Origin of the sequence: Marivivens aquimaris, assembly GCF_015220045.1 — a bacterium.
Lineage (GTDB): Bacteria > Pseudomonadota > Alphaproteobacteria > Rhodobacterales > Rhodobacteraceae > Marivivens > Marivivens aquimaris.
This window is the reverse complement of sequence record NZ_JADBGB010000001.1, coordinates 1,158,710-1,178,363: the sequence shown is the minus strand read 5'-3', so window position 1 is coordinate 1,178,363 and position 19,654 is coordinate 1,158,710. Positions and strand designations below refer to the sequence as shown.

16 protein-coding genes are annotated in these 19,654 nt (G+C 58.7%); 11 read left to right on the top strand and 5 right to left on the bottom strand.

Going from position 1 to position 19,654, the window contains the following annotated elements; all coding sequences use genetic code 11:
* Positions 1-2: 2 nt before the first annotated feature.
* The 3 genes from IF204_RS05850 to hflX all read left to right on the top strand — a co-directional run bounded on the left by IF204_RS05850 (position 3) and on the right by hflX (position 3,146).
* Positions 3-1,520 carry a TrkH family potassium uptake protein gene (locus tag IF204_RS05850; protein WP_194095396.1) on the top strand — a complete coding sequence of 506 codons (1,518 nt, stop codon included), beginning with the start codon at positions 3-5 and terminating at the stop codon, positions 1,518-1,520.
* Positions 1,521-1,635: 115 nt separating this feature from the next.
* Complete coding sequence (hfq, locus tag IF204_RS05845) at positions 1,636-1,869, top strand: RNA chaperone Hfq (protein WP_167638319.1); 234 nt, start codon at positions 1,636-1,638, stop codon at positions 1,867-1,869.
* A gap of 5 nt (positions 1,870-1,874) precedes the next feature.
* Complete coding sequence (gene hflX / locus IF204_RS05840) at positions 1,875-3,146, top strand: GTPase HflX (RefSeq protein ID WP_194095394.1); 1,272 nt, start codon at positions 1,875-1,877, stop codon at positions 3,144-3,146.
* Positions 3,147-3,468: 322 nt separating this feature from the next.
* Here hflX and IF204_RS05835 read toward each other — a convergent pair.
* Positions 3,469-4,628, bottom strand: a protein-coding gene (locus IF204_RS05835) for an IS3 family transposase (protein WP_194093722.1) whose coding sequence is annotated in 2 segments (ribosomal slippage) — positions 3,469-4,376 and positions 4,376-4,628 — 1,161 coding nt in all. Because the reading frame shifts where the segments join, the coding sequence is not laid out codon by codon here.
* Positions 4,629-4,738: 110 nt separating this feature from the next.
* On the opposite strand from IF204_RS05835, the gene IF204_RS05830 reads away from it, so the two are divergent.
* Positions 4,739-4,966, top strand: coding sequence for a hypothetical protein (locus IF204_RS05830; RefSeq protein ID WP_194095392.1), 228 nt, complete (start codon positions 4,739-4,741; stop codon positions 4,964-4,966).
* Between the two features lie 119 nt (positions 4,967-5,085).
* On the opposite strand, the gene IF204_RS05825 is transcribed toward IF204_RS05830, so the two are convergent.
* Positions 5,086-6,360, bottom strand: a complete 1,275-nt coding sequence (locus IF204_RS05825) for a plasmid recombination protein (protein ID WP_194095390.1) — start codon at positions 6,358-6,360, stop codon at positions 5,086-5,088.
* A 369-nt stretch (positions 6,361-6,729) separates the two neighbouring features.
* Here IF204_RS05825 and IF204_RS05820 point away from each other — a divergent pair, with 369 nt between their 5' ends.
* The 6 genes from IF204_RS05820 to IF204_RS05795 all read left to right on the top strand — a co-directional run bounded on the left by IF204_RS05820 (position 6,730) and on the right by IF204_RS05795 (position 14,767).
* Positions 6,730-10,368, top strand: a complete 3,639-nt coding sequence (locus IF204_RS05820) for a P-loop NTPase family protein (protein WP_194095388.1) — start codon at positions 6,730-6,732, stop codon at positions 10,366-10,368.
* A 1,024-nt stretch (positions 10,369-11,392) separates the two neighbouring features.
* A complete protein-coding gene (locus tag IF204_RS05815; RefSeq protein ID WP_194095386.1) occupies positions 11,393-11,710 on the top strand; it encodes a hypothetical protein in 318 nt (105 codons plus the stop codon).
* A 103-nt stretch (positions 11,711-11,813) separates the two neighbouring features.
* On the top strand, positions 11,814-12,260 hold the full coding sequence (locus IF204_RS05810; protein WP_194095385.1) for a hypothetical protein: 447 nt from the start codon (positions 11,814-11,816) through the stop codon (positions 12,258-12,260).
* A gap of 110 nt (positions 12,261-12,370) precedes the next feature.
* On the top strand, positions 12,371-12,889 hold the full coding sequence (locus IF204_RS05805) for a DUF421 domain-containing protein (protein WP_194095384.1): 519 nt from the start codon (positions 12,371-12,373) through the stop codon (positions 12,887-12,889).
* Between the two features lie 91 nt (positions 12,890-12,980).
* Entirely contained in the window at positions 12,981-13,151 is a 171-nt protein-coding gene (locus IF204_RS05800; RefSeq protein ID WP_194095383.1) for a hypothetical protein, read from the top strand.
* Positions 13,148-14,767 (top strand): recombinase family protein, encoded by a 1,620-nt coding sequence (locus tag IF204_RS05795; protein ID WP_194095381.1) that lies wholly within the window; start codon positions 13,148-13,150, stop codon positions 14,765-14,767. The genes IF204_RS05800 and IF204_RS05795 overlap by 4 nt, the downstream gene beginning before the upstream one ends.
* Before the next feature lie 35 nt (positions 14,768-14,802).
* Here IF204_RS05795 and IF204_RS05790 read toward each other — a convergent pair whose 3' ends face one another.
* Positions 14,803-17,265: a penicillin acylase family protein gene (locus tag IF204_RS05790; RefSeq protein WP_194095379.1), complete on the bottom strand. Its 2,463-nt coding sequence runs from the start codon at positions 17,263-17,265 to the stop codon at positions 14,803-14,805.
* 99 nt (positions 17,266-17,364) lie between these two features.
* Here IF204_RS05790 and IF204_RS05785 point away from each other — a divergent pair, with 99 nt between their 5' ends.
* The gene (locus IF204_RS05785) at positions 17,365-18,237 is read left to right on the top strand and encodes an NAD(P)-dependent oxidoreductase (RefSeq protein WP_194095377.1); all 873 of its coding nucleotides are present in this window, start codon (positions 17,365-17,367) and stop codon (positions 18,235-18,237) included.
* A 99-nt stretch (positions 18,238-18,336) separates the two neighbouring features.
* Here IF204_RS05785 and IF204_RS05780 read toward each other — a convergent pair whose 3' ends face one another.
* Together IF204_RS05780 and IF204_RS05775 are read right to left on the bottom strand one after the other, a co-directional pair.
* Complete coding sequence (locus tag IF204_RS05780) at positions 18,337-19,188, bottom strand: ferredoxin--NADP reductase (protein WP_194095375.1); 852 nt, start codon at positions 19,186-19,188, stop codon at positions 18,337-18,339.
* Positions 19,189-19,249: 61 nt separating this feature from the next.
* Complete coding sequence (locus IF204_RS05775; protein WP_194095373.1) at positions 19,250-19,651, bottom strand: DUF934 domain-containing protein; 402 nt, start codon at positions 19,649-19,651, stop codon at positions 19,250-19,252.
* Between the last annotated feature and the right edge of the window lie 3 nt (positions 19,652-19,654).

Below are 19,654 nucleotides of genomic sequence, written 5' to 3'. Positions count from 1 at the left end.
TGATGCGTCGAATCACATCAATGCCGCTGTTCGTGCTGCTGATCCTGATCGGTTCGCTCGCAATGGTGCTGCCTGCGATCCATGCGTTGATGAACGAGAACTACGCGGTCTCGCGGGCATTCTTCTATTCGGCGATCCTCGGCACGCTGCTGTCGACGCTCATCGCGGTCGCGACCTTCGACCGGCTGCCCGAAAGCCTCGCGCGGAGCCACCTTGTCACGCTGCTCGCGGCCTATGCGGTGCTGCCGATCATCCTCGCGATCCCGTTCCACGAAGCGCACGGACGCACCACGTTCTTCGACGCCTATTTCGAGATGGTGTCGGACTTCACCACCACCGGCTCGACGCTCTACGACAGCCCGTGGCGCCTTGCGCCGTCGCTGCACCTGTGGCGCGCGATTGTCGGCTGGCTGGGCGGTCTGTTCGTCTGGATCACCGCTGTTGCGGTCCTCGCACCCCTGAACCTCGGCGGGTTCGAGGTGCGACGCGCGGCCGATAGTGCTGCACCTGCCGAGAGCTACGTGCAGATTTCACGCGTTGCCGATACCTCCGAACGTCTGATCCGCTACACGGCGCAGCTGACGCCGATCTATATCGGCCTGACGGCGGCGCTCTGGGTTGGTCTGATCGTGGCAGGCGATCGGTCTTTCGTCGCGCTGCTTCACGCGATGTCGACGCTGTCCACCTCGGGCATTTCGTCCATCGGCGGGATCTACTGGTCGCAGAGCGGTATCGTCGGCGAGATCCTGATCTTCGGCTTCATGTTCTTCGCCGTCTCGCGCCTGACCTTCAGCCGCGACGCGATGGGGATCGACAAGACCAATATCAAGCAGGACCCCGAACTGCGTATGGCGGGGATGCTGCTGATTATCGTCCCTGCGTTTCTCTACCTCCGCCACTACTTCAACACGCTTGAAGAACACCAGCTTGAGGGGGCGCTCTCCGGTCTTTCCGCGCTTTGGGGTGGTCTCTTTACAACCCTTTCGTTCCTGACGACCACGGGGTTCGAGTCGAAATACTGGGGCACGCTGACCAACTGGTCGGAACTGTCTACGCCCGGCCTTGTACTGGTCGGTCTGTCGCTGATCGGCGGCGGTATCGCGACCACGGCGGGCGGGGTAAAGCTACTGCGCGTCTATGCGCTCTACCGTCATTCCGAGCGCGAGTTGGAGCGCATGGTCCACCCATCGTCCGTCGGCGGCTCGGGCCAGCAGGCCCGCCGTATCCGCCGTCAGGGTGCGCAGATCTCGTGGGTGTTCTTCATGCTCTTCGCGTTGTCGATCACCGCTGTGATGGTCGCGCTGTCTCTGGTGGGCGTGTCGTTCGAAAACGCAGTGGTGCTGGCCGTCGCGGCATTGGCCAACTGTGGCCCGCTGGTCGAAGTCGCCGCCGAAGCGCCGATTGCGATCTCGACCATTCCCGTAGAGGCCAAGGCCATCCTCGCCGCCGCGATGGTGCTGGGACGGCTTGAGGCACTGGCGATCATCGCGCTTCTCAACCCCGATTTCTGGCGGAAATGACACGCGGCGTAGTCTGCTGATTTTGGGGCTGGAATCTCGCTGAATCGTTCGACATACTCACCCGAAAGAGGGAGGCCGGTCCGCGGCCACAAGAACAAAAAAAGGACAAGCCAAAATGGCGGCTGACAAACAGAACCTTCAGGATGCATTCCTAAATCATGTTCGCAAAGCCAAGGTACCGGTAACGATTTTTCTGGTAAATGGTGTGAAGCTCCAAGGTGACATCACCTGGTTCGATAGCTTCTGCGTCCTCCTGCGCCGCGACGGCAAATCGCAGCTCGTTTACAAGAGCGCGATTTCGACGATCATGCCGGCGAGCCCGATTAGCCTTTATGATGGTGACGAGTAATTAATATGGAAACCGACAGGCCTGCAACGCGGGCCTGGGTACTACACCCAGACATCAAAGCCGACCGTGACCGCCGACTGGCGGGGCCGGCTTTGGAAGAAGCCGTTTCTCTGGCCGCTGCACTTCCCGCGTTGGAAGTCGTCGGCGCAGATATCGTTTCGCTCCCCAGAGTGCATCCCGGTATGCTCTTTGGCTCGGGCAAGATCGAAGAACTGGCTGCCCGCTTCAAAGAAAACGAAATTGAGCTAGTGCTGATCGACGGCCACGTCGGACCTGTGCAGCAGCGGAACCTCGAAAAAGAATGGAAGTGCAAGATCCTTGACCGGACTGGCCTCATTCTCGAGATTTTCTCCGACCGTGCACGGACCCGCGAAGGTGTTCTTCAGGTCGAAATGGCGGCGCTGTCCTATCAGCGGACCCGCCTTGTGCGCGCATGGACGCACCTCGAACGCCAACGTGGCGGCTTGGGGTTTGTCGGCGGTCCGGGTGAAACCCAGATCGAAGCCGACCGCCGTGCCATCGACGACCAGTTGGTGCGTCTGCGACGCCAGCTCGACCGCGTCATCCGCACGCGAGAACTGCACCGCAAGGCTCGCGCCAAAGTGCCGTTCCCGATCATCGCGCTGGTAGGCTACACCAACGCGGGCAAGTCCACGCTGTTCAACCGCCTGACCGGCGCAGAAGTGTTCGCGAAAGACATGCTCTTTGCAACGCTCGACCCGACCATGCGGCGCGTGACGCTGCCGACGGGCGACGAGGTGATCCTGTCCGATACGGTAGGCTTCATCTCCGACCTGCCGACCGAACTGGTCGCGGCGTTCCGCGCCACGCTCGAAGAGGTGCTGGACGCCGATCTGGTCGTGCACGTGCGCGACATCAGCCACAGCCAGACCGACGAGCAGGCCGAGGACGTCCGCAAGATCCTCACCAGCCTCGGCGTTGACGATACCGGCCCGCAGATCGAGGTCTGGAACAAGGTCGACCAACTGTCCGAGGACGAGGCCGAAGCGGTCCGTAATCAGGCAGAGCGCACCGATGATCTGTTCGCGATCTCCGCCATCACCGGCGAGGGACTGGACCGTCTGCTGCAAGCGATGTCGGACAAGCTCAAGCCCGACACCGAAACGACCACGATCGAGGTTCCTTTCTCTGACGGTCGCCGCCGCGCGTGGCTGTTCGAACAGGATGTCGTGGACGAGGAAAGCCAGTCCGAGACCGGCTACACCTTTACCGTGACATGGACGGCGATCCAGAAAGAGCGCTTCGCAAGGCTCTAACCGGAGTGGGGGCCTAGCCCGACCGATAGTTGTCGGACTTATGGCAATAGCCATTTAGGATTGAAAACCACAAAAGGGCGCGGGATGTCCCGCGCCCTTTGTGTTGGTATCGATGACTCAGCTCACATCAGCTTTCGCTTACGTCACCTGACTTTGCCGGTGCCGTACGCGCTTGGCTCTTCTGCTTGCGGTTTGAGGCGCTATCGTCGATCCGCTGTTGGAGCTCTTCGGCTACGATCTGCGGGCAGTCGTCATGCGCGACTGACCTGCCCCTTTTCTCAGGGCCACTTGTGAGAAGAGCCTGTTCCCCTTTTGTGTGCCATCATTCGGCTGCGTGAGCAATGGGCGCAGGCGCGGAGCCATCAGGTAGCTCAAGCGTCGGTGCCCATTGCGTTTTGTCGAAGGGCCGCGCTGCGGCGAACTCCTCCGGCGTCTGATACTTCAAGCTGCTGTGCGGGCGTTCCGTATTGTAATCGGCCCTCCATTCTTCGATAATCTCTCGGGCTTCACCGATGCTCGTGAACCAGTGCTGGTTCAGGCATTCCTCGCGGAACCGCCCGTTGAAGCTCTCGATGTAAGCATTCTGCGTAGGTTTCCCCGGGTCGATGAAATACAGCTGCACGCCGTGATCATCGGCCCATCTGTCCATGGCCCGACCACGAAGTTCCGGGCCGTTATCAACGACCAGGATATCGGGGTATCCTCGCTCCCGGGCAACCCGCTCCAGCATTTCCACAACCCGCTCACCAGGCAGAGAAAAGTCCACCTCGATCACCGGGCATTCGCGGGTGCAATCGTCCTTGAGATTGGCGGTGCGGAACTTCCGGCCATTGGCCAACGCATCGCTGGTGAAGTCGAGCGACCAACGCTGGTTGGCAGCGATCGGGCACCAACTGCCCTCACGCGCCTCGCGCGGGATCTTCTTGCGCTTCGTCCGGCGCAGCCATAGGCGCTCCTCCCGATAGAGGCGCTCGACGACCTTCACGTTCACCTTGAAGTCCTCGCGGACAAGCTTGGCATGCAGCATGCGATAACCATACCTCCTGTGTTTGCCTGAAAGAGTGATCAGGCGTTCTCGAAGTCGCACATGGCGGTCTGGCCGTGCCCGATAGGCCAGGCTCGACCGCGAAATCCCGACCAGCCTGCACGCCCGCCGCTCCGTGAACTGATGATCCGCCATCAGCGTCTTCACGGCATCCCGGCGGTGTGCAGGCGTCAGGAGTTTTTTGCCAGCAGCCCTTTCAGACCCGAATTGTCGAGCATGGCATCCGCCAGAAGCCGCTTGAGTTCAGCGTTCTCGGCTTCCAGATCTTTCAGGCGGCGCAGTTCGGAAACCTGCATGCCCCCATACCGGCTCTTCCACTTGTAGAGCGTCGCATCCGACATGCCATGCTTGCGACACAGCTCCGCGACCTTCGCCCCGGCCGTATATTCCTGCAAAATCCGGACAATCTGTTCTTCCGTGAAACGTGATTTACGCATTCTTTGTTCTCCTCGTTGCTTCGAACGTTACGAGAACAAACTCTCCTTTTGAATGGCCCAGTTTCTTGGGGGCAGGTCACGACGATCTTCTTGGCGTTCGAAAGCGTTGCGTGTTTGACGAACAGCCCGAAGAACTCGACCGCTTCAGGCGTGTCTGCAATCGCGTCAAAGACGCTATCAAGAGTCGCGGCGATAGCTGTTTTCGCTGTTTCTCTTACTTCGTGCTGACCGACAGCGAGCTGCCCTGTCAGTTGCTCAAGTCGCGCTTTGTGGCGCAGTTGCTGATCGGTCAGGCGGGCATAGTTGATGCCCGCGTGACGGTTTCTTTTAGCCAATAGCATACTCCTTTGGCTCTTTCGCCCCAGCTTCCGCCTTGCGCTCATCGCCAGGTTTCTCTGTTGCTAATATAGACATGGAGTCATTGCGGTCGCCGCGGAAATCCTCAGGCCAATATTTCTCAACTTTTTTCGTCTGGGCTTTGATCGCCCTTACTGGATTGGGCTTTCATCGACAGTCGGAGGGCGTTCAACGGTCTCGTAAGCGACCGGCGCGCCTCCGCGAGCCGCTGTCGCGCCTTCTCGGGCAGGGACTTCGCAATTTCCAACAATACCCGGTCCGCAGCCCTGATCTGTGCGAACTCACCGGCGAGTTCGGCGCGTGCCTCTTTGCGGGCTCGGCCCCGCAGGACCTCAAGCGCGCGCCCGAATATGACCTGTGCTTGTGACGGCTTAGCAGGTGGCGACTGAGGGGCTTTCGCCTCGGAGGTCACATCGATGCGCCCGTCAGCGACCGCAGCAGCGACATCAAGCACAGCTTGTGCAGCTTGATGTCGCTGCGCGGCAGTGCGCTCTTTTTCCGCCAGCGAGGCTCGCGCGGCAACGAGGGTCTGCTCCCCTTTCTTTACGGCCTTGTCACGTGCGGCCAATTCCCTTTCTTGCTTTTCACGCCAGTGACGAGGGCTGACGTGTTTGCGACGCTCAGGCACAGGGACCTCGGTTTCGGTGACTGGCTTACCACTGACGCGTGCTTCCCGAATTTTTTCATTATGCTTTATGGCCTTCCGAATGGATTGCTTGCGTCGCTCACCGCGCTTGAGGCCGATCTGAGCGAACCACGCGCCTACATCATCCTGGGCTTTCTCGTAGTCTCGAATGAGGGGATGGCGTGTCGGTTGCAACATCTGCCGCTCGCCCTTTGATGCATAATACGGAACGATCACCGCGTGGATGTGGTAGGTGGTTTCGTCGAGGTCAGCGCGGGCGTGGACGCATTTGTCTCCGAAGTTGTTGATCAGCCATTCCTTCGCATGTTGCTCGAACAATTGCTCACGCGTCGGTCCCTCTTCATTCAAGAAGCTGGTCAGGTCTTCGTCGAACCACTTCTTGTTCACGGTCAGAATGATCTCCCGCATCGGACCATGACGTGACGGTCGCCACGGGTCTTGCGGCCCGCGAAACAACGCTAGTTCAAGGTCCTTCTTCCGGCGGCGTTTGCGCAATTGTGCGATCTCGCGATCGTGGTTCGCATGCCGCATGTCTTGTATGCGGTCCCAAGTGTCCTGCACCCAAGTTGCTGTGCCGATCAGTTGACGGTTGCGAACTTTCGCATCTGGATCGCACTGTCCGATATCGCCACACGCTCGCTTCAGATGCCTGATGTATCCAGCTAGGTCACGAGGCGACATGCCCTGCATGCGCATGACGATGGGATGGATTTGATGTGCCTGCGACATGGTCGATCTCCAATGGTGTGAGATCGACTTGGGTTCATGTCAGAGGGGGCGGAAATTGTGAGCCGACTTGCTTCGATGTAGGCCCGCAGTCGTTGGAATACATTGAACGTGCGGTAATTGAGCTAGGTGGAGGGCCAGTAACAAAATGGGCGGGGAGAGGTCATTCGCTGCGAGCACATCATATTGACGCAGGCCTTCGAAAGCAGACATGAGGTTGAAGGTCTGAGTTCTGAGAGAAAAAGAGTGCCAACGGAACACTATTGCTAGGATTCACAACTTTTACATGCAAGACATTTGCATGACGTACTGTGAATAGATTTGTTGGAAATGACTCAACCAAGTAACTCAACAGAAACGCTAATCGGAGCAATGACGGACGCCGGCGAATTTGAACGGCTTGCAACGAGCGTTCTTAGAGTTGCCGAGCCTTTGTACAAGGGAATTAATCATACTGGGGTTAATACATCAGGCCAAACAATTGTAGAACCACTGGACGGCATTTCAATTTGCAAGGATGAAAAAGGAACTCGCTATGCTATTGCCTGTGAACATACTATCACAGCACGATCAAGCATTTCTAGAAAGTGGCTTGATCCCGATGATGGAGACTTAATAAAAGCTGTTTGCGAGCTTAAATCATATCAATCCAAGAACTCTGGTATCGCCCTCAGGCTGATATTGACCAGTAAGCACACCCCTCCCTCAGACGTGATTCAAAATGCCCATATGGAGGCTGCAAAACACTCGGTGGAATTAGATATTTGGTCGAATGACAGACTGTCCCACGTTTTAGACTTCCATCCAGATGGCCAATATATTCGTTCAAAATTTTTTAGAACTGCTCAAATTAGACTCTCACGTGACCTTGCAGAAGAAATTTCGCTACGCCAGTTGTCAAGGTATGCACCATTGGTTTCCGAGGACCAATTGATAGTTCGAGATGTTTTGATGGCATGTCCGGCTCTTGAAAAAATGTCATCGTCTGTTGTTTTTCTAAATGGCACCTCAGGATCGGGGAAATCTGCGTTTTGTCACCAGCTTTGCAAAGGTGTGGTTGATAGAGGTGGTTTCGGTTTTGTTGTTTCCCATGACGTTTTGGAAAGGAGTTCGTCTTTTTCCCAAGCCATACGCGAGAGCTTAGTCGCAGAAGTTCCCTCGCTAACGCTAGATGATCCAGTCGGTGAAATCATTCGCTTGTTTCAAGGGCAAGTGGTACAAATTTGGATCGAAGATATAAATTTATCAGCGTCGCCCACTGACCTGATATCAAAGCTTGATCGCGCTGCTAGAGAACTCGACGGGCCGAAAAATGACCCGCAGGCACGCACCCTGAAAGTTCTGTGCCCTGTGTGGCCGGAGAACCTCCGCGCACTTCCAACGCAAATGAGCAAAATCGTTCAAAGTCATGTGGCCGACCTCACGGATTTTAGTGATCACGAAGCCAGAGAAGCAATCCAGAAGCGAAGCCTAGCCGCTGGTGTTGAGTTGACGAATGTAGAGGCTGATGAGGTACGCGAACACCTCGGGAACGACCCCCTTTTAATTGGGCTATGGACGGGGCAAGGTTCCGAAAATGCGAGTGAAGTCCTCTCTGAGTATATCGCTAATGCCCTTTCAGAAGTCTCTAAGGCGAACACGCGTTCCGTATATTCGCTCCGTGCGTCAGTCGTCTCCATTGCTGCTTGGATGCTTGAAAATCGGATCAGCAATCCTTCGTTTGAGCAGCTATCTGCGAAATTTGGATCGACACAAATCTTCGCAGATATAGAGGCAATATGCAGAGTGGGGCGTCTATTCAGAGAAGTTTCCCAAGGAAATCAGTCGAAACTCGGTTTCAGGCACGATCGGGTAAAGGACTTTCTGCTGATTGAAGCGATTTCGAAGGCATTGTCTCAGGAGAACTATTCTCAAAGTTACCTAACGGACCCGTTCTACACCGACTTGGTGGCTCGAGCTTCTGTCCGACCAAATACACCAATTGAATTTTGGGATTTGGCAAAATCCAGCAATCCCTTGATCTGCTTTGGTGCGTTGAAGCACTGCCAGAGGGGGAACCCATCGATGGCCAAGCGCTTGCTTGGCGATTGTGAAGAGCTGGTTGAGGCGGGCTTACTCGAACAAGTTCCGAAGCAAGTTAGACGGGCCATTGAATGGCAGATTGCAGGCTTGCAAGGGAGCCAGTTCAAAAAACTAGTTGATGCCACCAAGGAGGACACGCATGCGGGTCTTGAAGCCAGAGTCTTAAACGGCGAAGTCAAGGCAGCAGCGAAGCTATGCTATAGGGCAGAGCCCGCCTCCAATGCTCCTTTCCGTGATCGTCTCATTGCGCATGCTCGTGCACGCCATGGAACTAAGTGGCTTGAAGGCATAGCTGCCTTGGTCAGCGACTCTACCAACACAGAGAAACAACGGGAAGCAACACTTTACCTCGCCGGGGAGTGTGCCGATGAGCAATTGTCAGAGTCCGTCGCTAAGTGTTGGAAAACGATGAAAGATCATGAAAATGAATTATCTTACGGGATGCTGTTTGCGGCCGTCTCATGTTTGAGTGGCTTCGACGAGCCGACATTGGAAGATGTTTTCAAGGCCTGGGAGGCATTGCCCACTGAAGATCCAGAAGGCGAAGACAATTCTGGCTTTAGTGACCGTCGATATAACGTTGCTAAGTACTGCTTGGCTGGCGGCTTGAGGCGAGTTTGTAGCGACAGGACGATAGTTCCTCTTATCCAACTTGCCGAGACCAATGAAGACATGAGGCATGTAGTTTATGCGTGCCTAGATCAGATTGACCATCCTCTGGCTGCCATTTTTGTCGCTTCTTATTTTGCCGACATCGATAAGCTGGTCGAAGGTCGCGAGGGTTCGTTTAACTGGCTTGCAAGCTCAAGATTTGCTTTCTTTGGTTCAGATATTGACCGCAATGTTCGATACACGACGCCTGCCTTGCGATCGTTAAGATCCGAATGGAAGAACACAGAAAACGAATTCTTCTTCCGAAAGCGATGTTTCCAGCTTTGGCGAGCATCTGCCAGTGTGAAACAATTGCAACAGCTCGCGGAACGTCCGCCAGAAGGGCTTGAAGACGAGTTGTTGCTTTCCAGATGCCGCATCAGCGATACCACGGCGATTCCTGACTTAAGGACAAAGATTGAAGAACGCCGTTCAAATGGCATCTACTGGTTTCAGTTCATTCGCCAGTTCGACAGCCGGTTGTTCGAAGATCTCATTTTGCGAGAGTTGGAAGAGATCTCTGCCGCATTGAAAGCAGGCGGTAAGCCAGATTACAGCGCGGATAGCACTATTACTGACATACTGGCGGATCGCCGCGATGAATTCGCCGAGAGCGCTATTGTCGAAAATTGGGAAGATTTGCAGCATCGCTACAACTATCCCCATGTTTTGTTGTGCATTGCCTCGCCTGCGACTCTCAAACTCCATGCACGCCACTTCGAAAGCATCGAGGACAAAGAAGATTACTTCAAGCTTCTCAGCTTTGCTTACGGTTTCCGGAACCCAGACAGATCAGGCATAACAGAGGTTACGCAGCTACAAGCCCTTGAGCCATACCTCGATTACTTCAAAGCCAGCTTGATTGAAGAGCTTTGGGATGAATGTAACGACAAAGGGTTCATAGACTGGCGTCGAGAGCATTTGGACGGGCGGCTCTCTGAAGATGGCTGGGCTTTCAAAAAAATCAACGATGAAGCGGCTTTCCGAGACCTAGATCAGGAGCTTGCTAATCGTAGCAGCATAGAGATGGCTGCTTATTCATGGTCAAGCATTCGACGACGGGACTCAAGCTCTTCTAGCTCGCTCATCGACACGGCTGTTCGCTATGTCGAAAGTCGAGCAAGCAATGACGCCGCTGAATTCTTTGCAGAACTGTTGGCCTTGATCGGGACGCGAGATGATTTGAAATTTCTCTCAAAGCACGTAAGTGCCGGGCTACTCTCTGAGGAGCAGTATGAAGGTACAGTGTTTGCTGTCCAAAAGAGGTCTTTGATCTAGGAGCAAGCTATGTGGGAAAAGCCCATGCATCGCAAAATTGAAGGGGCGGGAAGGCCTATGCGATTGGCATACCTCATCGAATGTGTAAATCCGCCCTTCGGAAATTTTTCAGTTGCAGTGAGTGGCCGGAAAGAGTGGGGGCACTGCACCATGCGAACATCTGATCGAACGGCGGCTTATGGCCGTTAGTATAGTGTAAACATTGCAAGTTTAGCCAGGCGCCACACCGGAGCGTCGCCAGCCTCCTTGTGCTGCTATCGGCATGCGGGTTCGTGTTTTCGACCGTCCTAACAGTCGCCATACGCTTCTGTCCTCAACCAAACTGTCATCCTTCCCCCCCGCGCTAGTTTTCTGCGCGGGGATTTTACTCACTAGGCATTAGGCGCAATTGTCCTTCGTCCAATAGCTCCTACTGCGCGTTCGCCGGGGCGTGGCCCCGGACCCGGCGCCGCTGCGCGCCGCTTGGGGGAAGCTCCACATCCCCCAAACCCCCAGGGCAGAGATCGTTCGCCACTTTCCCTGCACCCTAAGGCGCCCGTCCGGCGGACCGGGGGATCTTCGCCAGTCTCCCCGGACCCTCTTGGCGTCTGTCTGACGGATCAGAGAGACGCTCGCCGCCCTCTCTGAACTCTCCCGGCCCCTCCGCGGGCCCAGAGGGGTGCTTCCCCTCTCGGCGCACTCCCCATGTGTGCAGCGGCCGCCATCCGGCGATTGTCGTGTGCTTGGGGAAGGTCGGGCCTCAGGCGTGGTTTGCTTGCGTGCAGCGTCGATGACGCACGCAATCAAACCACGCCCCGAAGCCCTGTGAAGTGGGTCAGTGGTCAGGTTCCGCGCGTCGTTTCTTCAACAACGACACGAGGCATCTATGCACCCGAATACTCCTGCTCATCTCGTCTACAAGGAGCCTCTGGTTCCGGGCGATATTCTCCGACTACCCGTTCAATTTTCCCACTGTGGTAAAATCTCGGAGCTCAGAAAGCATCCCTCCCTGATCCTTGACCGGATCAGGACCAACCACGGCCCGATGAACAGGGTCGTGCTCGGTCTCGGTCTCAACTCGGACCGGTTCGAGGCGGAAGAGGGCGATATCGTAGTTTCCGAACCCAAGCATCTCATTGCCAGCGGCCTGTCCGAGCCTGTCTTCTTCCGTCCGCACATCAACGTGCTGATCGATCCGGACTCGCCGGTGTTCTCGGGTGACAACTGGGTCGGACATCTCGCTCCCCAGTTCGGCGCGCAGCTTGCGGAGGCCCAGACCACGCTCGCGCAAGACCGCGAGAGCTTCGAGCGCCACTTGGCTGCATCGCGAAGAGCCGCCGCACATAGCGCACGTCGCCGCTGATCAAACCAGCCGGGTCGGGCTGCAGCTTCCGTCCGCCTTCCACATGAGGCGGACGGATTTTGCAGCTCGCCGACTTCCCAAAATTCCAAACAGAAAGACTGATATGAAAGACGAACAAGACACCGCTGGCACCCGTGTTGAGCTCCTGCCGGAGCATCGTGCGCTCCTCAAAACCGTTGTGAAGTGGGCGAATGCCCGGCCGACCGACGACGATCTGCGGGACGCCACGCTGCTGGAAGACTGGATGCTGTACGCGGGACGCGGCGACATCGCCTTTGCCGCTCACGCAGTGATGCCAGACGGCGCACGCTCGACGCTGCTGACGACGCGCGCGATCATCGCGATCGACAACGATCTCAAATGGGCTTTCGTCGAAGACGGTTACGTCCGCCTCGGGCGCCGCCTCGGCGATAATCCGGAGTTGCGGGAGTACATGCTGTGCGCACAGCTCAACTCAGTCCCAGAAGTGCAAGCTCTGCTCAAAGCGCAGACTGAAGCCGCGGCAGAGTTGCTGCTGCGGTGCGATCCCGGGCGCGACTACGACGCCTGAGCGCGGCCTGCTGCGGCCTCTTCACGGAGGTCGCAGCAAACTCCCGCGCCATTCACAAGCCGCACGCGCGGACTATCTGAACCGTTGTTCAAAGCAGACGATTGGCCAACATGTTCACCGATATCACCGCTCTCGATATTCTCCTCCGCGGCACTGTGCTGGCGGCGATCGCCTTAACTTGGGTGGTGATCTGCGTGCGGATCATCGGCTTGCGGTCATTCTCCAAGATGACCTCCACCGACTTCGTGACCACTATCGCGATCGGCTCGCTTCTGGCGGGCTGCGTGCAAGCGACGACATGGAGTGCGTTGTGCCAGGCCTTGCTCGCTATCGCGGCGCTGCTCGGCATCCAGTTCCTCGTCTCGCGGACCCGCGCGCGCCGCGATGACTTCGAGGGCGTCGTCGACAACACGCCGACGCTCCTCATGCGCGATGGCGTGTTTCTGGAGGCCGCAATGCTGCGCACCCGCACGACCCGCAACGACGTCATCGCCAAGCTGCGCGAGGCGAACGTCTCGCACATCAGCGAGGTCCGCGCGGTCGTTCTGGAATCCACCGGAGACATCTCTGTCCTCAGCGGCGCGACCCTCGACGAGACGCTGCTGGAAGGCGTGACGACCGTCCGCTGAGGACGGCTCTCACATAATTTCAAAAAATATTTCCGCGTCGGCGGAGACGGACTCAGTTGTTGATTAGCAACCAATGAAGGAGCCCGTCTTGGTGCCCACGATGAACATTACCGCCGCCAACGACGCCTCTGTTCGCGAGGTCGCCGTCCCGCAGGCGAGTCACGGGCTCGCACGCTTGCTTGCCGCCGCAGTCGTCCGCGAGCTGGCCAAGATGCCCGCGGCGAACATCCCGAATGCCCCAAAGAAGGAGACCGTCAAATGACCAAGCGCGTCGCCATTTACGCCCGCTACAGTTCGGGTCTGCAAAAGCAGACTTCGATCGAAGACCAGATCGCCCACGCCGAAAGCTTTTCGGAGAACAAGGGCTGGACGGTGACGCATCGCTTTACCGACTACGAGAAGTCCGGCCGCACAACGCGCCGTGAGGGGTTCCAGGCGCTGCGCCGCGCCGTCAACGCACGCCTCGTCGATGTTGTCGTCGTCGAAGCGGTCGATCGTCTCACCCGCCGGATCAAAGACGCGATGTCCGAGTTCGAATTGATGGAGTTCTCGCAAGTCGAGCTTCATTCCGTCAACGAAGGCCCGCAGAACTTCATCACTGTGCTGATCCACGGCCTTGGCGCGCAGCTCTATGCGAAGTCCGTCGGTGAACATACGCGGCGCGGCATGATCCAGAGCCTCTCGCGGCTCCGGCTCCACACCAGCGCGTACGGGTACCGGAGCCTCGACAACGAACAAGGCCTGAACCGCGAGATCGACCCCGATGAGGCCGAGATCGTGCGGCGCATCTTTCGCGAGTTTGCCGAAGGACACTCGACGCAAAGCATCATCCGGCGTCTCAACGCGGAAGGCATCCCGTCGCCGCGCGGGACGACGTGGGACACCAGCACGCTCCGCGGCAATCCCGCCCGCTTCGAAGGGATGCTGCGCAACCGGCTCTACATCGGCATCGCGAGTATCGGGAAGACCGCGCGGCGGTATCATCCCGAGACCAACCGCCGGGAAATCCAGGCCACGCCCGACAGCGCCAATGAGGTCGAGATCCCGTCACTGCGGATCGTCGATCAGGACCTTTGGGATCGCGTCGAAGCGCAGCTCATTGCGCAGGCCGCCAAGGTCAAACGCAAGGGCAATCCCGTCGGCGCACGGCGCAGCAAATTCCTTCTCTCGGGCCTGCTGAAGTGCGGATGCTGCGGAGCGCCCTACGTCAAATCGAGCCAGACACACTTCGGCTGCCGCGAGGGGCGAAAGGGAGCGTGCGCGAACAAGAAGACTATCCGCCAGGACGCGATCGAGGCGCGCATCTTCAACAGACTGCGCGGGCAGTTCCTGACGCCCGAGCTCGCAGAAACCTTCGATGCGGCACTGAAGGCTGAGTACAAGTCGCTCGCATGCAGTGATCAAAGCGCTGCGAAGAAACGCTTGGAAAGCCGTCTTGCCGATGCCGTGAAAGGCAGGAAGAACCTCTTCAAGATGATCGAAAGTGGTGCGAACTTTGAGTCGCTCCTTGAGCGGATCAGTGAGGTTGAAGCTGAGATCAAAGCGTTCGAAGCGAAGCTCGAACAGTATCGACAGACAGAAGCGGTGCTACCGAAGCTGCCGACCGATAGTGCTGAGCTCTTCGCACAGGCCGTCAAGCGGCTGGAGAGCCTGCTCGGCGACCCTGACATGGTGCATCAAGCGAACGAACACATGACAGAGCTCATACAGCACATAGAGCTTAAACCCGACCCTACATCACCGAATGGCATCGCTGCCGAGATCATGGTTGATCTCGGCAGTTTGCTTTCGGCAGCAAAGGTAGATCCGGCAATCGCCGACATCTTCACCGATATCGCGAAACTATCGGTCAGGCAGGGGGCGCTGCCCCCGCGCTAACGCGCTCCCCCGGGATATTTATCGCACAAAGGCAATCAGCGGCGTGGCACCAAGTGTGTCACGCCCGTTGCTGCTGCGCGCGCGAGTGTCGGGTCTAGCGACATCGGAATGTACTCGCCCTGACGCCAGCGTTCGCCCTGATCGTCATAGTAGCGGCTGAGCGGGTGGCCGGACTGGCCGGTCGAGACCACGAAAACCGAGCTGTCGGGGTCTGCGAAGTCGTAGACGCCGCGGTAGGTAGCCGCCTCCACGTTCTCGAAAGGCAGAGCGCCGATGCCGCGGGTAAGGCCGCGCATCAGGGTATTGTCGCCGCCCGAGGTGGACTGCGTGATATTGGCGACCCACTTCAGGATCGGCGACTGGCCGAGCACAGGGTGGGTGTGGACCGCTTGGTGCGCGTCACCCCAGCGGAGCGCTTCGACGGCGTTTCCTTGGTGCTCTGCGATCCAGATGAGCGCATCGTCAAGCGCCGCGCGAGCGATGTCGGTGCAGGTTTCCAGCGGTTCGGACTGGATGATGTCACACCAGACGCCGGCGCCGTCGACGTCGCGGAAGACGCGCTCGATGAAGACGGGATCAATGTGGGTGAAGCTGTCGGCCAGCGGGCCGAGGTTGTCGCGGATGAGGCGGTCTTGCAGTTCGCGCATCCATGCGGCGTAGATCAGCGGCTCGGGCAGGTGTTCGTTCATCTCGCCGTTCCAGTTGGCGAGGAGTTCCAGCGCCTGCTGGCGGCGGCGCTGCGGGGTGCCATCAGGGGCCGGCTCGCCCGTGAACCACAGGTTCGCGCCGACCAGCGGCAGCAGCGTGCGGGCAGAGTAGCTGACGGTGTCGAGCTGCGCTTCGATGAAGCTTTCGCGGGTGTGGACGCCGCGCATACTCATGAGGCGTTCCCAGCGGTGGATACGCTGATCGTCGCCCCAGTCGGACGTCATGTTGTTCGGGTAACTGCGGTCCGTAGTGCGGTTGTTGGTGTTGCCGAGGATGCCCTCTTCGGGATCGAGCAGCGAGTAGTTGCGGCTGTACGGCTGGAAGCCATCCCAACGGTTTTCGGGCTTGTAGCCATAGCTCGGCATCCGGCCTTCGCTGTCGCTGCTGCGCGACCGGCTGGGGAGCTTGCCGATGACCTTGAGGCCGATGTTGTTGCGGTCGGCGATCATCAGGTTCAGCGCGGGCGCGATTTGCGGACGCGCGGCAGAGATGGCGCCTTCGACGCTGCGGGCGCGCATGATACCGATGGCGGCCTCGAGCGTGGTGTCCTGATCCGAAAGGCCCGTCCAGTTGGCCGAAACCACGTGACCGGGCGTGCGGATGGTGTCGAGGTTGAACTGCTCGGGCGGCAGGATCGGGCCGTTTTCGGTCCATAGCAGTTTCAGGGTGACAGCAGGCTGGTCCTCGATCACCACGATACTGTCGCGGGTTTCGAAGTTTTTCCAGCCGTCCGTGCCGCGATACTGGCCGGAGTTTTCGGGGTTCACTTCCTCAAGATAGAGGTCGAGGTCGTCCGCGGTAGACGCCGTAATCGCCCAGCCAATATCCGCGCTGCGGCCGGAAAGGACGGCGGGAATGCCGGGGATGGTGGCACCGATGACACCGCCGTTTTCAAGCTCCAGTCGCGCGAGGTACCAGTTGGCAGGGGCCGTCAGCGCGGTATGGAGGTCGTTGGCGAGGAGCGTAGAGCCGGTGGTCGAACGCTCCGGTCCTGCGGCCCATGCGTTGGCGGAGCCGGACTGGCCTGCGGGGCGCACAGGGTAGAGCGGATCGGGCTCGGCCGGAATGCCGGGCAGGCGGGAAGGCATGTCCTGCACCAGTTCGGTGAAACGCTTCGGGTCGCCGCCGCTATTGGTGCTGTCTTCGGGCAGGATGTCGCGGATGCGGTCCGGCTCGACCAGTTTGGAGACGTTGGCGCGGAGCACCTCGTCGTAGATCTGGCTGGACTGTTTGAGCGCGAAGACCTTCATCAGCGCGATACTGTCGGCGGGCTGCCACGGAGCGACGGGCTGGTTGAAGAGCCACATTTCGGGCGCGCCGCGACCGCGTGCCCCGTCGTTGACCTCGGCCAGCCATGCGTTGACGCCAGCACTATAAGCTTCGAGCAGGGTCAGCGTGTCCTCGTCCAGCGCATCGACGCTGGCGACCGACAGGTTGTAGATATCGAGGCGGCGCATCAGCACGTCAGCGGGCAGGGTGCGGCGACCGAAGACCTCGGACAGGCGGCCCTGCGCGGTGCGGCGTGCGACGATCATCTGCCAGAAACGATCCTGCGCGTGCACGAACCCGAGGGCGTAGAAACTATCGGCATCACTCGCGCCGAAGATGTGCGGCACGTCGGAATTGTCGCGGACGATCTCGACCGGCGCGGAAATGCCGGACACCGTGAATTCACCGTCATATTCGGGCAGGGACCGCGCGGCAAAGTAGTAGGCCAGCACCGCTGTAAAAACCACCAGACCGAGAAGTGTCGAGGCCAACCAGAACATCCAGCGAAACAGCTTGATCATTCGAATTCCTACCGCAGTGCTCGTGTCTTTACGCCAGAGCGCGCGGGCTCTAGGTTTCCCCTAAACCCGATATGTGGCAATTGGCGAAAGGGCAAGCACATGGCAAAAATCGCGTTCCTCGGACTGGGGGTTATGGGCTACCCCATGGCAGGGCACCTCGCGGCGAAGGGCCACGACGTGACGGTCTATAATCGCACGACATCCAAGGCCGAAGAGTGGGTCAAACAGCACGGTGGCAACTTCGGCAAGACGCCCGCCGAGGCGGTGGCCGGTGCCGAATTTGTTATGTCCTGCGTCGGCAACGATGACGACCTGCGCAGCGTGTGCACGGGCGAAGATGGCGCCTTTGCTGGCATGGAGAGCGGCACGGTCTTTGTCGACCACACCACGGTGTCGGCGGCTGTGACGTGCGAGCTTTACGCTGTGGCCGCGGAAAAGGGCATCGCTTTTGTCGACGCGCCGATTTCGGGCGGTCAGGCGGGTGCTGAAAATGGCGTGCTGTCGGTGATGTGCGGCGGTGACAAGGAAGCGTTCGATCGCGCCGAGCCGGTCATCGACGCCTACGCGAAAATCTGCCGTCTGCTGGGTGAATGTGGCGCGGGGCAGCTGACCAAGATGTGCAACCAGATCGCCATTGCGGGTCTGGTACAGGGTCTGGCCGAGTCGCTGCACTTTGCCCAGAAAGCGGGTCTCGACGGCGAGGCGGTGGTCGAGGTCATCAGCCAAGGCGCTGCGGGCAGCTGGCAGATGATGAACCGTCACAAGACCATGCTGGACGATCATTACGACCACGGTTTCGCGGTCGACTGGATGCGCAAGGATCTGGGGATTTGCCTGAAGACAGCGGACGAGAACGGCGCGAGCCTGCCGGTCACGGCGCTGGTCGATCAGTTCTACAAGGATGTGCAGAAGCTTGGCGGCAAGCGGTGGGATACGTCGTCGCTGCTCAAGCGTTTGCAAGAGATGGGGTAAGGCGGGAGGGGCTTTGCCCCTCTTGGCCGTGCGGCCAATTCACCCCAGGATATTTGAAGCACAAAGGCAGGGGGCGGTGGCTCTCTGCCTTTGGTGTTTTTAGTCGAGGAACGCTTTTTCGACGACGTATTGCGCGGGCTTGGAGTTCGCGCCTTCCTCGAGGCCGTAGCCTTCGAGCATTTCCTTGATTTCAAGGTTGAAAGCGAGGTTGCCGCAGACCATGGCGCGGTCGGTTTCGGGGTTGATTTGCGGCACACCGAGGTCGGTGAATGCTTCGCCCGAACGCATCAGGTCGGTGATGCGGCCCATCTTCGGGCTCTCTTCGCGGGTGGTGGTCGGGTAGTACTTGATCTTCTTCCAGAAGCCTTCGCCGATCACGTCGTTCAGAAGCTCGTCGGTTTTCAGGCTTTCGATCAGGTCGCGGCCATAGGTCAGCTCGCCCACTTCACGGCAGGTGTGAGTGATGACGATCTCGTCGTAGTCCTCGTAGGTCTGCGGCTCGCGTAGCAGCGAGGCGAAGGGCGCAAAGCCGGTACCGGTGGCGAAGAACCAGATACGCTTGCCGGGGATCAGCGCGTCATGGACGAGAGTGCCAACGGGCTTGGGGCGCATGATGATCTCGTCGCCCGGCTGGATGTGCTGGAGCTTCGAGGTCAGCGGGCCGTCTTGTACCTTGATCGAGTAGAACTCCAGCTCTTCGTCCCACGACGGGGACGCGATGGAGTAGGCGCGCAGGAGCGGTTTGACCTTGCCGGTCTTTTCATCGGGATCGCCCATCAGGCCGATCATGACGAATTCGCCCGAGCGGAAACGCATGGTTTCGGGGCGCGTGCAACGGAACGAGAACAGGCGGTCGGTGTAGTGTTTGACCTCTGTCACGGTCTGCGCGTCGGGCAGGTGCGGTTTAGCGGGTGCTTCTTTCACGAGTGTCTGTTCGGTCATGTGTGTCATCCGGGCAATCTAGTGCCCGACCCATCTCTAATCTTTGATCTGTGTCAGGGGAAGAGGACGTTCAGCCGCGGACGCGGGCCTGGTAGTCGTTCTGTTCCCAGTTCGCGCGGGTGAGCCAGTTGGCTTCGGGCTGGCGGGCTGCAAGGTCGTCGCTGATCTCAACTTCGTCGAAACCGGAACGGCGCGCCATTGCGTATTGTTCGCAGATGACGTGTCCCTGAGCGCGCAAACGGCCCTGATAGCCCAGACGGCGCAGTTGCGCCGCGAGGGTGAAGCCGCGGCCATCGGAGAACGACGGGAAGGCAATAGCCACGCCGTTTGCGTCCAGTGCCTTGGGCAGGTCCGCCGGATTGGTGTCCGACGGGATCAGGATCGCGTCACCCGATTGCGCATCGGCCAGCGGGACGAAGGCAGCGGTGAAATCATCGGCAACAAAGCCGGTATCTTGTACGAGTACGGTCATCTT

Excerpts from the sequence above, each read along its gene's own strand:
- IF204_RS05815 (WP_194095386.1), top strand. The coding sequence starts at position 11,393 with ATGAACAGGGTCGTGCTCGGTCTCGGTCTCAACTCGGACCGGTTCGAG.
- IF204_RS05820 (WP_194095388.1), top strand. The coding sequence starts at position 6,730 with ATGACGGACGCCGGCGAATTTGAACGGCTTGCAACGAGCGTTCTTAGA.
- IF204_RS05805 (WP_194095384.1), top strand. The coding sequence starts at position 12,371 with ATGTTCACCGATATCACCGCTCTCGATATTCTCCTCCGCGGCACTGTG.
- IF204_RS05780 (WP_194095375.1), bottom strand. The coding sequence starts at position 19,188 with ATGACACACATGACCGAACAGACACTCGTGAAAGAAGCACCCGCTAAA.
- IF204_RS05850 (WP_194095396.1), top strand. The coding sequence starts at position 3 with ATGCGTCGAATCACATCAATGCCGCTGTTCGTGCTGCTGATCCTGATC.
- IF204_RS05785 (WP_194095377.1), top strand. The coding sequence starts at position 17,365 with ATGGCAAAAATCGCGTTCCTCGGACTGGGGGTTATGGGCTACCCCATG.
- IF204_RS05795 (WP_194095381.1), top strand. The coding sequence starts at position 13,148 with ATGACCAAGCGCGTCGCCATTTACGCCCGCTACAGTTCGGGTCTGCAA.
- IF204_RS05810 (WP_194095385.1), top strand. The coding sequence starts at position 11,814 with ATGAAAGACGAACAAGACACCGCTGGCACCCGTGTTGAGCTCCTGCCG.
- IF204_RS05775 (WP_194095373.1), bottom strand. The coding sequence starts at position 19,651 with ATGACCGTACTCGTACAAGATACCGGCTTTGTTGCCGATGATTTCACC.
- IF204_RS05790 (WP_194095379.1), bottom strand. The coding sequence starts at position 17,265 with ATGATCAAGCTGTTTCGCTGGATGTTCTGGTTGGCCTCGACACTTCTC.
- hflX (WP_194095394.1), top strand. The coding sequence starts at position 1,875 with ATGGAAACCGACAGGCCTGCAACGCGGGCCTGGGTACTACACCCAGAC.
- IF204_RS05825 (WP_194095390.1), bottom strand. The coding sequence starts at position 6,360 with ATGTCGCAGGCACATCAAATCCATCCCATCGTCATGCGCATGCAGGGC.
- hfq (WP_167638319.1), top strand. The coding sequence starts at position 1,636 with ATGGCGGCTGACAAACAGAACCTTCAGGATGCATTCCTAAATCATGTT.